The following is a 13,325-nucleotide window of genomic DNA, read 5'->3' as shown; positions in this document are numbered from 1 at the left end:
CTCAGGTGTGGGACCGGTTTCGCCGCGTCGCCGTCACCTGCACCACGACGGCCGCAGCCATCAGCGCCGCCATGACCCCGCCCATGGCCAGCGCGGTCCCGCCGAGGGCGCCGGCGAGCGGGGTGCCGAGGCCACCGATGCCGAAGGTCAGCCCACCCTGCAGCGCGGCCGCAGTGCCCGGGTGCGCCGAGCCGACGTGCTGCGTCCGGGTCATCGCAGCCGGCAGGACGAAGCCCCACGCGGCCGTCACGACCGCGAGTGCGCACCACACCGGCACCGGCCCGAGGTCGAGGAGCGCCGACACCACCACGGCCGTGGCACCGAGGGTCCCGACGACCAGGCCGAGGGTCAGCAGGGCATCCTCGGTGACCCGCCCGACGAGCCGGCCGAACAGCAGCGTGGTGATGATCATCATCGACGCGTTCGTGGCGAAGACGAGCGTGTACAGCCCTTCGGAGAACCCGTACTCCGACTGGAACACGAACGAACTCGTCGCGATGTACGCGAAGAACCCGACCGTCGACAGCACTCCGCTCAACACGTACGCCCGGAAGCGCGGGATCGCCAGGAGTTCGCGGATGCGCTGCCCGTTCGCCGCGAACCCGACGCCACCGCGACGCTCCGGCGGCAGGGTCTCGCGGAAGCGCAGCACCACAGCCACGAAGAACACGGCACCGAGCACCGCCAGCACGACGAACATGAGCCGCCACGTGCCGATCGTCAGCACCGCTCCCCCGGCCAGCGGGGCGACCACGGGGCCGATCGCGTTGATGGCCGCGAGGGTGCCGAACACCTTCGCCATCCGGGTACCGCTCGTCACGTCGGACACCATCGCCCGCCCCGCGACAGCACCGGCCGCACCGGCGAGTCCCTGCGCCACGCGGGCCACCACCAGCGTCACGACGTCCGGGGCGAGTGCGCAGCCGACCGACGCCAGGGCGAACAGGGCGGTCCCGGCGACGAGCATCGGCCGACGACCGATCCCGTCGCTCACCGGGCCGACCAGCAGCTGACCCACCGCGAACGCGACGAGGAACGCCGTGAGCGACAGCTGCACGGCGCCGGGGGTCGTCCCGAGGTCCCGCGCGATGGCCGGGAGCGCCGGGATGTACATGTCGGTCGCGAAGGGCGAGACCCCGACGATGAGCGCCAGCGGCACGATCGGGGGCAGCACGGTCGTCGTCGGTCTCGGCATGCGCTCCGTCGTCACCTCGGACACGCTACGCGTCCCCGAATCGATTCGACAGGGCACTTCGTGAGCAGCAACTGTCGGGTCGCGGTGCCGGACGCGACCGTTGCTGCTCACGGATCGCGGGCCCGCGACGTGGGCGCGGACGGACGGGAGGCCCGGTGCCGGCCCGCCACGGGCCTCCCGTCCGACGCCGCGAGCGGTCACGACACCCCGCTCACGTCCGCCGAGTGGTCGCGCTCCGTCGCCCGGCGACCGCCCAGCCGACGCTTCGTGACCACTCGGCCGGGTCCACCCGACATGTCGCGACCCCTCGGCGAGGGCAGCGGCGCGAAGCGCGAGCGGTCACGACACCCCGCTCACGTCCGCCGAGCGGTCGCGTTCCGTCGCCCGGCGACCGCGCGGCCGACGCTTCGTGACCACTCGGCCGGGACCACCCGACGTGTCGTGACCCCTCGGCGAGGGCAGCGGCGCGAGACGCCGAGCGGTCGCGTTCCGTCGCGCGGCGACCGCGCGGCCGACACTTCGTGGCCGCTCGGGGGCGCGGCTCGGGACGTGCGCGGAGACGGACAGGAGGCCCGGTGCCAGCTGGCACCGGGCCTCCTGTCCGTGGGGTGGGGGCGTCAGCCCGTGTTCTGCAGGCCGGCGGCGATCCCGTTCACGGTGAGCAGCAGGAGCCGGTGGTCGGCGTCCGTCGGGTCCGTGCTGCCGGACGTGCGGATGGCGCGCAGCGCACGGAGCTGCAGGTGCGACAGGGCGTCGACGTACGGGCTGCGCAGGCGCACGGCGCGGGCCAGGACGGGTCGGTCCTCGAGCACGTCGCTGCCGCCGGAGACGCGGAGCACCCAGTCGCGGGTGCGGACCATCTCGTCGAGCACCTTCGCGGCGAGGTCGTCACGGTCGGCGAGCTCGAGGTACCGGCGGGCGATGTGCTCGTCGGTCTTCGCGAGCGACATCTCGACGTTCTTGATCATCGCGGCGAAGAGCGGCCACTCCGCGTAGGCGGCGCGGAGCACGTCGACGTCGCCGACGGCCTCGAGCGCGGATCCGAGCCCGTACCAGCCGGCGAGGTTGATGCGCGCCTGCGTCCACGAGAACACCCACGGGATGGCGCGGAGGTCCTCCAGCGACTCGACCGACAGCCCGCGACGGGCCGGGCGGGAGCCGAGGGGCAGCAGGCCGATCTCCTCCATCGGGGTGACCCGGGCGAACCACGGCGCGAACCCGTCGGCCTTGACCAGGTCGTAGAAGGCGACGCGCGAGACGTCGTCGAGCTGCTGGGCGAGGTCGGCGAAGCGGGCGGCCGCGGCGGCGGTCCGTGCCTCGTTGGACGGCGAGGACGCGAAGAGCGTCGCCGAGGCCATCTGCTCAAGGTGGCGGGCGGCGATGTCCTGGTCGCCGTACTGGGCGAAGATGACCTCGCCCTGCTCGGTGAGCTTCAGCCGACCGTCGATCGATCCCGGCGGCTGCGCCAGGACTGCTTCGTTCGCGGGACCGCCACCGCGGCCGAGCGAACCGCCGCGGCCGTGGAACAGGGTCAGCTCGATGTCGTTGTCGCGGGCCCAGTCGGCGATGCGGGCCTGGGCGTCGTAGAGCGCCAGGTTCGCGGACACCGGGCCGACGTCCTTCGAGGAGTCCGAGTACCCGAGCATGACCTCGAGCCGACGGCCGGTCGCGGCGAGGCGTCGCTGGAACGCCTCGGTGCGGACAGCCTCGTCGAGGATGTCGACACTGGCGTGCAGGTCGGCGAACGTCTCGAACAGCGGGATCACGTCGAGCACCGGCGCGGCCTCGGCGGACCCGAGCGCGGCGACGGCCAGCTCGTGCACGTTCGCCAGGTCGGCCGGGGACTGCGTGAAGGACACGATGTACCGGTTCGCCGCGCGGACGCCGTAGCGGGACTGCAGCCCGGCGATCGTGCGGAAGACGGCGAGGACCTCTTCCGTGGTCTCGCTCAGTTCACCACCGGCGCGGATCTCGGCCAGGGCCGTGCGGTGCACCTGCGAGTGCTGGCGGACCTCGAGCTCGGCCAGGTGGAACCCGAAGGTCTCGACCTGCCAGAGGAGGTTCTGCAGTTCACCGTTCGCCGGTCGGATCGCACCGGCGGCGATGAGCGAGGCCTGGATGACACGGAGGTCGGCCAGCAGCGCCTCGGGCCCGTCGTAGGCCAGCGTCGTGCTGCCGGTCCGGGTGGCGTCGATGCGCGCGGCGACGAACAGGAGCGCACGTCGGTGCGTCTCGTTCGGTGCGCGGACACCGATGCGCTCCGCGATGCCCGGGTCGAGCGACTCCTGCGCGGCGACGAGGGCGGTGAGCCCGGCGTCGGCGGGGGTGTCGCTCGCGTCGAGGGTCAGGGCGCTGCCGATGCGGGTCGTCGCGCGGGCGAGGCCGAGCAGGATGTGCTCCGCCGCGATCTCGGCGGCCTGACGGGTGACGTCGGCGGTGACGTGCGGGTTGCCGTCGCGGTCGCCGCCGATCCAGGTGCCGAAGCGCACGAACGCGGGGGCGATAACGGGCGCCCGGCCGGCGTCGTCGCCCTGCAGCCGGTCGTCGAGCAGGCGGTACACCTGCGGGACGATCTCGAACAGGGTCTGGTCGAACACGCTCATCGCGGTGCGGACCTCGTCCAGCGGGGTCGGCCGCGTGGTGCGGAGCGGCGAGGTGCGCAGGAGGGTCGTGATCTCCTCGAGCAGGCGGCGCTCGTTCTCGGCGCGGGCCGTGGCGTTGCGGGCACGGTCACGCTCGTCGATGAGGTCCGTGATGCGGCGGACACCCGTCGTGACCGCGCGCCGGCGGGCCTCGGTCGGGTGGGCGGTCAGCACCGGGTGGAACCGCAGGGTGCGGAGCCGCTCGGCCGCCTCGGCCTCGCCCACCTCGGCGACGAGTTCGGCGTACGTGGCGGGGAACGAGTCCCCGGGCACGCCGCCGTCGTCTCCGCGCTGCCGGAGGACGCGCACGCGGTGGTGCTCCTCGGCCAGGTTCGTCAGGTGGAAGTAGGTGGTGAACGCCTGCGCCACTGCCTCGGCGCGTTCGGCCGACATGCCCGAGACGATCGCCTGGGCACGTGCGGCGCCCTCGGCGTGGTCGCCCTCGTAGGCGTCGATCACGGCCGCGCGCAGTGACTCCACGTCGTGGAGCAGTTCGTCGCCCCCGTTCTCGCGCAGCACCCGGCCGAGCAGGTTGCCGAGGTACCGGACGTCGGCGCGCAGGTCGCTGTCGACCGCACCGCTGACGTCGTCCCGCGCGCGCTCGTGGCGTGCAGATCCGTCGATCGCCGTCATGGAGTCCTTTCCGGGTCGTCCGGGAGGCTGGTCCCGGGTCCCAGCAGCGTATCGGCACCCGGGGGCGCATGACGTCGACCGTCCGGACGGACGCGGGGCGGGGTCCGGGCCCGGTGCCGGGCTGCCGCTGCCGCGTCAGGCCGGGACGGAGGCCCCGCCCGGCTCCTGCCGGAACGGCGCACGTCGGGCATCGAGGCCGGCGAGCAGCCCGCGGTTCAGCTCGTAGGCCAGCTCGACCTCGGCGATCACCCGTTCCTGCTCGTCGGCCGACCACGGCGCGGCGTCGAGCTGGGCCCGGTAGGTGTGCTCGAAGTCGCTCGGGTCGGCGACCTGGTCGAAGATGTAGAAGAGGATCCCGTTCGTGTCGAACCCGAACCGCTCCGCCAGCACCTGCCCGATCACGTGCCCGCCGGACACGTCGCCGAGGTACCGCGTGTAGTGGTGTGCCACGAAGCCGCCGGGCCACTCGGCCGCGACCTCGTTCAGCCGTCGCACGTACGCGGTCGTCGCGGGCAGCGGGCACACCAGCTCGGACCAGTCCGGGCCGATCAGGTACTCCAGGTCGGCGCGGATCGCCGGCATCCGGGTGAGCTGCGCGGTGACGAACGGCGCCGCCACGGGGTGGTCAGCCATGCGCTCCGCCGCCCGCTCGAGCGCGTCGTACACGAAGGCGTACTGTCCGAGCAGGTCCGCGTAGTCGGCGACGTCGCAGTCGCCGCCGAGCAGGTCCTGCATGAAGCCGCTCGTGGCCGAGGCACCGTGCGAGCGCCGCGTGCGTCGCCGCAGCAGCTCGGAGAACGGGATGACGGTCGAGTCCATGAGGTAAGGCTAACCTTACTGATGCGCGCGTCAAGCAGGGATCACCCAGGTGACGCCGAACCTCCGAGAGGAAGCTCCCCCACGATGAGCTCGAAACCCAAACGCCAGCAGCACGTCTTCGTCGTCGACCGCACCGAGCGACTCTCGCCCCACATGGTGCGCGTGCACCTGGGCGGCTCGGCGTTCGAGGACTTCGTCGCCCAGGCCGACCCCGACCGCCTCGCCGCCACCGACAAGTACGTGAAGCTCCTGCTCGCGAAGCCGTCGCTGGGGCTCGTGCCGCCGTACGACCTCGAGGCCCTGCGCGAGACCCTGCCGAAGCACGACCGCCCCGCCCGCCGCACCTACACCGTGCGCGCCGTCGACCACACCACGCGGACGATCGCGATCGACTTCGTCGTGCACGGCGACGCGGGCCTCGCCGGTCCCTGGGCAGCGTCCGCGCAGCCCGGCGACCGGATCGCCCTGTCCGGACCCGGCGGCGGCTACGCACCGACCACCGACCCGGCCTTCACGCACGTGCTGCTCGGTGACGACAGCGCCCTGCCCGCGATCGGGGCCGCACTCGAGTCGATGCCCGACACCGCCACCGGGGTCGCCCTGGTCGAGGTGGCCGCGCCCGCGGACGAGCAGGACCTCCGGCACCCGGCCGGGGTCGACCTGCGGTGGCTGCACCGGGACGCCACCGGCGCACAGCCGGGCACGCTCCTGCTGGAGACGGCCCGCGGGCTGCCGCGTGCCTCCCGGCCGGTCCAGGTCTTCGCGCACGGCGAGCGGACCGCGATGAAGGCGATCCGTCGACTGCTGCAGGACGACTGGGGGCTGGAGAAGCGCGAGATGTCGTTGTCGGCGTACTGGGCGCTCGGTCGTGGCGAGGACGAGTTCCAGGAGGAGAAGCGCGAGCCGGTCGGGGTGATCTTCACCGACTGATGGCGGGCCTGCGTGCCCGTTCTTGGTCGGTACGCCCGATACGACCAGGGACGCCCGGCACGCCCGGCGCTCGCAACAGCCGGGAGGGCCGGGGCACGTCGGTGGGTCCGGCTAGCGTTCGGCGCATGGTCACCTCGTCGTGCTGCGTGCCGGGTTGCGCAGGCGTCCTCACGGACGGACTCGCGGGCGTCCCTCTGTGCGGCACGCACGTCGCGTTGGTCGCCGACCTCGCGGCCGAGCACCCCGGCGTCGAGGACGCCCTGCCCGGCCCGTGCCCGGTGTGCGCGTCGCGGATCGGGGTGCGCTACCCCTCCGGTGCGGTGTGCGCCCGGTGCGAGTGGCGGTGGGGCGAGGTACCCGACGGCGATCTGGCTCCCCCACGGGTCGACGTCGTCTACTACCTGCGCATGCGCGACGACTTCGGTGACCGCATCAAGATCGGCACGACGATGAACCCCCGGCAGCGGCTCGCGGCCATCCCGCACCAGGACCTGCTGGCGTTCGAGCTCGGTGACCGGACGCTCGAGCGCCGGCGGCACGCCACGTTCGCGGCCAGCCGGTACCCGGGTACCGAGTGGTTCCGGGTGACGCCGGAACTGCTCGCCCACGTGGACATCGTCGCCGCCGGAGTCGACGACCCGTGGGACCTGCACGCCCGGTGGACGAGCGGGGCGCTCGCGCTGCGAGGCTGAGCCCCGACCGGGCGGTCGGGGCTCCTGCTCAGGCGGCCTGCAGCATGCGGTCGGCGGTGCGGAGCGAGAGCGCCATGATCGTCAGCGCCGGGTTCGCGATGACCGCGCTCGGGAACACCGAGTTGTCAGCGATCCACAGGTTCGGGACGTCCCACGAGCGGCCGTCCTGGTCGACGACGGAGGTCTCGCGGTCCGTGCCCATCCGCGCGGTGCCGATGGTGTGCGCCGTGCGTTCGAGCACCCGGACGTCCTGACCGCCAGCAGCCTCGACGATGGTCGTCATCGTGCGGACCGCGTGGCGGCGGATCGCCTCTTCGTTCGAGCCCGGGGTGAACGAGACCCGCGCACGCGGGACACCGTGCTCGTCGAGTTCGTCGGTCAGCTGGAGGCGGTTTTCGTCGTACGGCAGGCACTCGGCGTTGATGCCGACGCCGGCCGAGAACGGGTAGTCGTGCAGCGCCCGGACGAGTTCTGCGCCGCGGAGTCCGCCGCCTCTGACCAGCGACGTGGCGAAGGTCTGCGGCTGCGCGCCCAGGCTCTGGATGAGGTAGCCGCCGGCGAAGTCGGCGTCCGCCGGCCGCACGAAGTCCTCGGTGATGATCGACGACGGGTACCCGCGGTACGAACGCATCGACTCGTCGAACCGCGCCCACACCTGGGTGGCTCCGTGCGCGGTGAAGTTGCGACCGACCTGCCCGCTGCCGTTCGCGACACCGGTGTGCAGCAGCAGCCGCGGGGTCTCGACACCGCCCGCGGCGAGGACCAGGGACCGGCAGCGCTGGCGGTGCTCGCGCCCACCCGCGGTGTACAGGACCGCCTCGACGCGACCACTCGAGTCGAGCTCGATGCCGTGCACGAAGGACTCCGGTCGGATCTCGGCACCGAAGGCCACGGCCGCCGGCAGGTAGGTCGTGTCCATCGACACCTTCGCACCGTTGCGGCACCCCTGGTGGCACGACCCGCAGGACACGCAGGCCTGGCGCAGCCCGTGGTGCTCCTGGTGGCGGTCCTCGGTGGTCAGCCCGACCGGGGCATCGGTCGCGGTGATCCCTGCGGCAGCGGTGCCGCGCATCATCATGTCCGAAGAAGCGTTCCGGGCCGGCGGGCGCATCCGGTAGCGGCGGGACGGGTCCCACGGGTAGTGCTCGGGACCGGCGACACCGACGTCGTGCTCGACCTGCTCGATCCATCCGGTGAGCTCGGCGTGGCTGATCGCCCAGTCCTGCCCTTCGCCGCTCTCGGTGCGGAGCCGCAGGTCGTGGGCGCTCGGCCGCGGGGTGAACGCGCCCCAGTGCAGCGTCGAACCGCCGACACCCGTCCCGCTGTTGTTCGGACCGAAGGCCGTCGGGGCTCCGCCACCGCTCAGCCGCTCGTCCATCCAGTTGATGTCACCGGGGGCGGCGACCTCGTCCGGCACGTGGTCGCCCGGCTCGGTGTTGCGGCCGGCCTCGAGCGCGACGACCGTCAGGCCACGGCGGGCCAGCGATGCGAGGAGCGGGGCTCCGCCGGCTCCGGTGCCGACCACCACCACGTCGACGACGTCGTCCGTGCCGTACGTGCGTTGTCCGTCGAGTCTCATCGTGCAGCTCCGGTCGTCGGTGCGGTGTCGATCGTGGTGTGGGGTGCGGGGGCTTCGGGCTCCCAGGCCTCGCGCTCCCCCGCCGCGAACAGTCGGAAGCCCTGCTTGCGGACGCCGTCGCCACCGTTCGCGTAGCCGTCGAAGTCGATGGCGGCCATGGTGGCGGGGTGCGCGAGCCAGTGCTTCACCAGGTCGACGCTGGCGTCCTCGAACCACGCACGCAGCTGTTCGGCGTCGAGGCCACCGTCGGCGCGGTACCGACCGACCGCCACGGCCTCGAGCGCCTGGTCGAGCGCACCATCGCGGGCGGGTGCGGCGAGGACGTCGAGCGCGGCACGGTAAGCCTCGGCGTCCACCGGCAGCCCGTCGGGTCGCCAGCCGTCGCCGAGCCCGGCGGCGAGCTGCGCGTCGACCCGCAGCGCCAGGTCGACCTGGTCGGAACCGGGCTGCGGGACGACGATCCTGGCGACCGCGCGGAGGGTGTCCAGCTGCGTCGGGGTGAGGGCCTGCGGTGCGGCCGCCGGGTCATCGGGCAGGGCACGAGCGGCGAGCAGGCCCCGGGTGCGGGCGCTGACCCGCGGCGAGGCGATCACGCGGGCGTGCTCCACGGGGACGACCGGTGACCCAGCGACCCGGCGTTGCCAGAAGTCGCGGATGCGCGCGGCCACGGCCTCGGGCTGCTCCCACGGCAGCAGGTGGGCGGCGCCGTCGACGACGTGGAGCTCGTTGTTCGGCCAGTGCGGCACGGTCAGGCGGCGCTGGGCGTCGGCATCGAGGTCGCCGTCCTCGGCACCGGCGAGCACGAGGGCGGGCACCGGGTTCGGCGCCGCGTCGGACCAGTCTTCACGGCTGCCGCGGGTCAGCCAGTCCCGCCAGGCCTCGGGGTCGGTCCGCTCGACGTCCCGCACCGCCGCTGTGTGCCGCGAGGGCGCGAGGGCCGACGCCGTGTTCGCGGCGACGAACTCCTCGGCGTCGTCGGCGCTGATCGGGCCGTCGGCCGCCCACGACAGCATGGACCGGCGGCGGTCCTCGTCCATCGGCTCCGGGGCGAGCGGGGACGCGGCGAGGAGCACCACGGCACGCAGGCCGAACAGACCGTTCGCACCGGAGATCGTCCGGTCGGCGACCACCGTGGCGACCTTGCCGCCCATCGAGTGCCCGAGGAGTACCCATTCGGTCGAGCCGCTCGCGCCGATCGCGCGCTCCACCAGGACGGCCATCTCCTCGACGGTGGTGCCGGACGACGCCGGGCTGCGGCCGAAGCCGGGCAGGTCGATGCCGATCAGGTCGAGGTCGCCGACGAGTTCGGCGCGCAGCAGCGCGAACTCCTCGGAACTCGCGCCGAGGGCGTGGAGACAGAAGACGGTGGTCACCATGTATGCCTACCCGTCCCTTGCGGCCGCTCCCAGCCGGGCCGTACCCCGCCGGGTCGTGCGTGTACCCCGGTCGACGGCGTCACCGGGCGTACGCGTCGACGAACAGGGCGCCCCGGAGATCACGCAGGGTGTCCGCCAGGCGATCGACGGTGCGGCCGGAGATGCCCGACACCTGCAGGTCGTGCGGGCCGAGCGCCGGCAGCCGTCCGGTGCGGATGCGGACGACCTCCCACCCCACGGCGCGGACGGCGCGGTCCTTCTTCCGGTCGGTCTCCTGCCGCGGGCCGACGTGCTCGAGCCCGTGCCGCCCGGTGGAGTCGTACTCGATGGCGACGCGCAGCTCGGGCAGGATGATGTCCGGCCAGGCCTCGACGTGGTCGAAGAACGGGCGGTCGAGCCGGATCGCGGAGTGGTCGTAGGTGAACGCGAACCGCTCGGACAGCATGCCCCGGAGCTCGGCCTCGACCGCCGAGGCCGTCGCCGGGGCGCAGACGCTCGTGAACGACTCACCCGACGGCAGCCGCGGGGTCTTCGGGCAGATCGTGCGGGGAACGGACTGGGCGCTCCGCCGTGGCGCCCCACCGGCCGACCCGGCGACGGGCCGACGGGACCGGGAACGGCTCGACGCGACGGCGCCGGCCGGGACCCCGCGCACCGGAGCCGCGGGCAGCGTCTGTCGTCCCGCGCTCCGGACGACCCGCTGCGGCACCGGCACGGCCTGCGGCCAGTCCGACGGCAGCACCGGCCACCGCTGCGGCTGCGCCTGCACCGCGCACTCGGGGCACCAGACGGAGCGGCGCCGCTCACGGCCCGGACGGGACCGCTGTTCGGACGGGGTCGCCACGAAGACGTGCCCGACGTCGCACTCCCAGGTGAGCAGGACCTCGGCCGCCGGGGGGACCTGGGTCAGGACGACGCCGTGGTTCCAGTCGGGGTGGTACTGCCGGATGAGCACCGGGTACGGCGCCCAGTCGGCGCGGAACTGTCCGACGGCGTACGGCACCGCTTCGCCGCGCGACCACTGTCGGCGGCGCCACCACGCATCGACGGGTTCGGCCACGCCACCACGCTAGGAACGACCACCGACACCCGCCGCACCACGCGGCAAGCAGCGCGACCGACACCACCGACACCCGCTGGACCACAAGCGAGCGCGCGACCGCTCAGGCGGCCAGCGCCTGCTTCACGAAGGCGACCAGGGCGTTCGCGTGCCCGTGCCCGAGGCCGTGCTCGGCCTTGAGCCACCCGACGACCTCCATGTGCTGGTGGTCGTCGAGCCGGTCGGCGACCAGGTCGAGCCACTCCTGCACCGGGCGCCCGTACGTCGTCTCGATGCTCGGGAAGTACGACGCCGGACCCTTCACCCTGGTGCCGTCCGCCGGGGGCACCGGGGCGGTCACACGATGCGCTGTCATGGCGCAACGGTAGCGCTCCGCCGGCCGTCACGGAACGTCACCGAGGACACCGTTCCGTGACGCCGCGTTGCGCCGGATGGCCGGGTGTTGCGCCGCGTGGCGGGGTGTTGCGCGAGGCGTTGTGGGTGCCGCGCAGCCCTCCTACGGTCGCGACATGACCGACACCACCAGGGCCCCGCAGTGGGACGCGACCAGCGTCGACGACGCGGGCCGGACGACCGGCGCGAGCCGCGCCTCCAGACCGGAGACCGCGACCATCGACGCGGCCGGACACGCCGCACTCGACCGGCGCGTCGTGCCGTTGCGGCACCCCGCGCGGTGGATCGCCGCCGCCCTCGTGCTCGTCGTGCTGCTGAACTTCGGCGAGACGTTGTTCACGAACGAGCAGTGGGGCTGGCCCGCCGTCGGCAAGTGGCTGTTCAGTCCGGCGGTGCTGACGGGTCTGCAGCTGACGCTCACCGCGACGGCGCTGAGCGCCGTGATCAGCTTCGCCGGCGGTGTGGTGGTGGCGATCGCCCGGCTGTCGCACAACCCGGTGCTGTCCGGGCTGGCGTGGGGCTACGTGTGGCTGTTCCGGTCGGTGCCGCTCATCCTGGTGCTCGTCTTCCTGTACAACCTCGGGTCGCTCTACCCGACGATCGGCATCGGGATCCCCTTCGGGCCGCAGTTCGAGGTGCCGACCGCCAACGTGCTCGGGGACCTGGCGATCGGGGTCATCGGGCTGAGCCTCAGTGAGATCGCCTACGCGTCCGAGATCGTCCGCGCCGGGGTGCTCGCCGTCGACCACGGGCAGCACGAGGCCGCACAGGCACTCGGGCTCCCCCGTCGCCGGCAGTTCGTGCGGGTGATCCTGCCGCAGGCGCTGCGGTCGATCGTCCCGGCGTTCGTGAACCAGGTCGTCGGACTGCTGAAGGCCTCGTCACTGCTGTTCTACGTCTCGCTGCTCGACCTGTTCGGCGTGGTGCAGAACCTGTCGAGCACCTACCCGACGGACATCATCCCGCTGCTCGTCGTCGCCACGATCTGGTACCTCGTGCTCACCAGCGCGGTCTCGATCGTCCAGTACTACGTCGAGCGGTGGACCGCCCGAGGTTCGGTCCGGACGTTGCCGCCCACGCCGTTCCAGCGGGTGCGGGCCGCCGTGCGTCGCGGTTCCGGACGCGGGTCGGGACGGCCTGGAGGCCCGGATCGCCCCCGGCAGTCCGCCTCCGCCGCGCGCGTGGTCGCGTCCGGCCCCGCTTCCACCGTCGACGACAGGACCATCTGATGAGCGCAGCGATCAGCATCCACGGAGCCGTCAAGGCGTTCGGCGACACGGTCGTCGTCGACGGCGTCGACCTGTCGCTGCCGTCCGGCAGCGTGACCGTCGTCCTCGGCCCCTCCGGTTCGGGCAAGTCCACGCTGCTCCGGGCGATCAACCACCTCGAACCGCTCGACCGCGGGGTCGTCACGGTCGGCGGCGAGACGATCGGCGTCCGCCTGCGCACCGGCCGCGACGGGGTCCCCCGCTGGAAGGAGCTGCCCGAGCGGCACATCCTGCGGCAGCGTGCCCGGATCGGGTTCGTGTTCCAGCACTTCAACCTGTTCCCGCACCTCACCGCCCTCGAGAACGTCGCCGAGGGGCCGATCGCCGCCGGGGTCCCCCGTGCCGTGGCGCGCGACCGCGCGGCGGCCCTGCTCGAGCGCGTCGGACTCGGCGACCGTGGCGACACCCGGCCGCGGCAGCTCTCCGGCGGGCAGCAGCAGCGTGTGGCCATCGCGCGGGCGCTGGCGCTCGAGCCGTCGGTCGTCCTGCTCGACGAACCGACCTCGGCACTCGACCCGGAGCTCGTCGGGGAGGTGCTCGGGGTCATCCGGGGGTTGGCGGACACGGGCACCACGCTCGTCATCGTCACGCACGAGATCGCCTTCGCCCGCGAGGTCGCCGACCACGTCGTGTTCCTCGACCACGGGCGGGTCGTCGAGCAGGGGCCGCCGACCCAGGTGCTCGACCACCCGCAGCACACCCGCACGCGCGACTTCCTGTCCCGCGTCCGCTGACCCC

Annotated in this window: 11 protein-coding genes; 4 read left to right on the top strand and 7 right to left on the bottom strand. The window is 73.2% G+C overall.

Features of this window, described 5'->3' with window-relative positions; genetic code table 11:
• Position 1: 1 nt before the first annotated feature.
• The 3 genes from ASF75_RS01600 to ASF75_RS01590 form a co-directional block, all read right to left on the bottom strand.
• The gene (locus ASF75_RS01600) at positions 2-1,210 is read right to left on the bottom strand and encodes a multidrug effflux MFS transporter (RefSeq protein ID WP_235517477.1); all 1,209 of its coding nucleotides are present in this window, start codon (positions 1,208-1,210) and stop codon (positions 2-4) included.
• Between the two features lie 602 nt (positions 1,211-1,812).
• Positions 1,813-4,470: a phosphoenolpyruvate carboxylase gene (locus tag ASF75_RS01595; protein ID WP_042537011.1), complete on the bottom strand. Its 2,658-nt coding sequence runs from the start codon at positions 4,468-4,470 to the stop codon at positions 1,813-1,815.
• Positions 4,471-4,605: 135 nt separating this feature from the next.
• Positions 4,606-5,289 (bottom strand): heme oxygenase (biliverdin-producing), encoded by a 684-nt coding sequence (locus ASF75_RS01590; RefSeq protein ID WP_017885635.1) that lies wholly within the window; start codon positions 5,287-5,289, stop codon positions 4,606-4,608.
• 84 nt (positions 5,290-5,373) lie between these two features.
• Here ASF75_RS01590 and ASF75_RS01585 point away from each other — a divergent pair, with 84 nt between their 5' ends.
• The gene (locus ASF75_RS01585) at positions 5,374-6,219 is read left to right on the top strand and encodes a siderophore-interacting protein (RefSeq protein WP_042537009.1); all 846 of its coding nucleotides are present in this window, start codon (positions 5,374-5,376) and stop codon (positions 6,217-6,219) included.
• A gap of 125 nt (positions 6,220-6,344) precedes the next feature.
• The gene (locus ASF75_RS01580) at positions 6,345-6,911 is read left to right on the top strand and encodes a GIY-YIG nuclease family protein (protein WP_056068430.1); all 567 of its coding nucleotides are present in this window, start codon (positions 6,345-6,347) and stop codon (positions 6,909-6,911) included.
• Positions 6,912-6,939: 28 nt separating this feature from the next.
• Here the strand turns inward: ASF75_RS01580 and ASF75_RS01575 are convergent, their stop codons facing one another.
• The 4 genes from ASF75_RS01575 to ASF75_RS01560 form a co-directional block, all read right to left on the bottom strand.
• Positions 6,940-8,490: a GMC family oxidoreductase gene (locus ASF75_RS01575; protein ID WP_056068429.1), complete on the bottom strand. Its 1,551-nt coding sequence runs from the start codon at positions 8,488-8,490 to the stop codon at positions 6,940-6,942.
• The gene (locus tag ASF75_RS01570) at positions 8,487-9,863 is read right to left on the bottom strand and encodes an alpha/beta fold hydrolase (protein ID WP_162242999.1); all 1,377 of its coding nucleotides are present in this window, start codon (positions 9,861-9,863) and stop codon (positions 8,487-8,489) included. The genes ASF75_RS01575 and ASF75_RS01570 overlap by 4 nt, the downstream gene beginning before the upstream one ends.
• Positions 9,864-9,945: 82 nt before the next feature.
• A complete protein-coding gene (locus tag ASF75_RS01565) occupies positions 9,946-10,926 on the bottom strand; it encodes a hypothetical protein (RefSeq protein ID WP_017885640.1) in 981 nt (326 codons plus the stop codon).
• Between the two features lie 103 nt (positions 10,927-11,029).
• Positions 11,030-11,281, bottom strand: a complete 252-nt coding sequence (locus tag ASF75_RS01560) for a DUF4287 domain-containing protein (protein WP_056068425.1) — start codon at positions 11,279-11,281, stop codon at positions 11,030-11,032.
• A 154-nt stretch (positions 11,282-11,435) separates the two neighbouring features.
• On the opposite strand from ASF75_RS01560, the gene ASF75_RS01555 reads away from it, so the two are divergent.
• Positions 11,436-12,548, top strand: a complete 1,113-nt coding sequence (locus ASF75_RS01555; protein ID WP_056069071.1) for an amino acid ABC transporter permease — start codon at positions 11,436-11,438, stop codon at positions 12,546-12,548.
• Positions 12,548-13,321: an amino acid ABC transporter ATP-binding protein gene (locus ASF75_RS01550; RefSeq protein WP_056068423.1), complete on the top strand. Its 774-nt coding sequence runs from the start codon at positions 12,548-12,550 to the stop codon at positions 13,319-13,321. Before ASF75_RS01555 ends, ASF75_RS01550 begins: the two co-directional genes overlap by 1 nt.
• Positions 13,322-13,325 lie beyond the last annotated feature (4 nt).

Origin of the sequence: Curtobacterium sp. Leaf154, from assembly GCF_001424595.1 — a bacterium.
GTDB lineage: Bacteria > Actinomycetota > Actinomycetes > Actinomycetales > Microbacteriaceae > Curtobacterium > Curtobacterium poinsettiae.
This window is presented reverse-complemented; position numbering and strand designations above follow the sequence as displayed.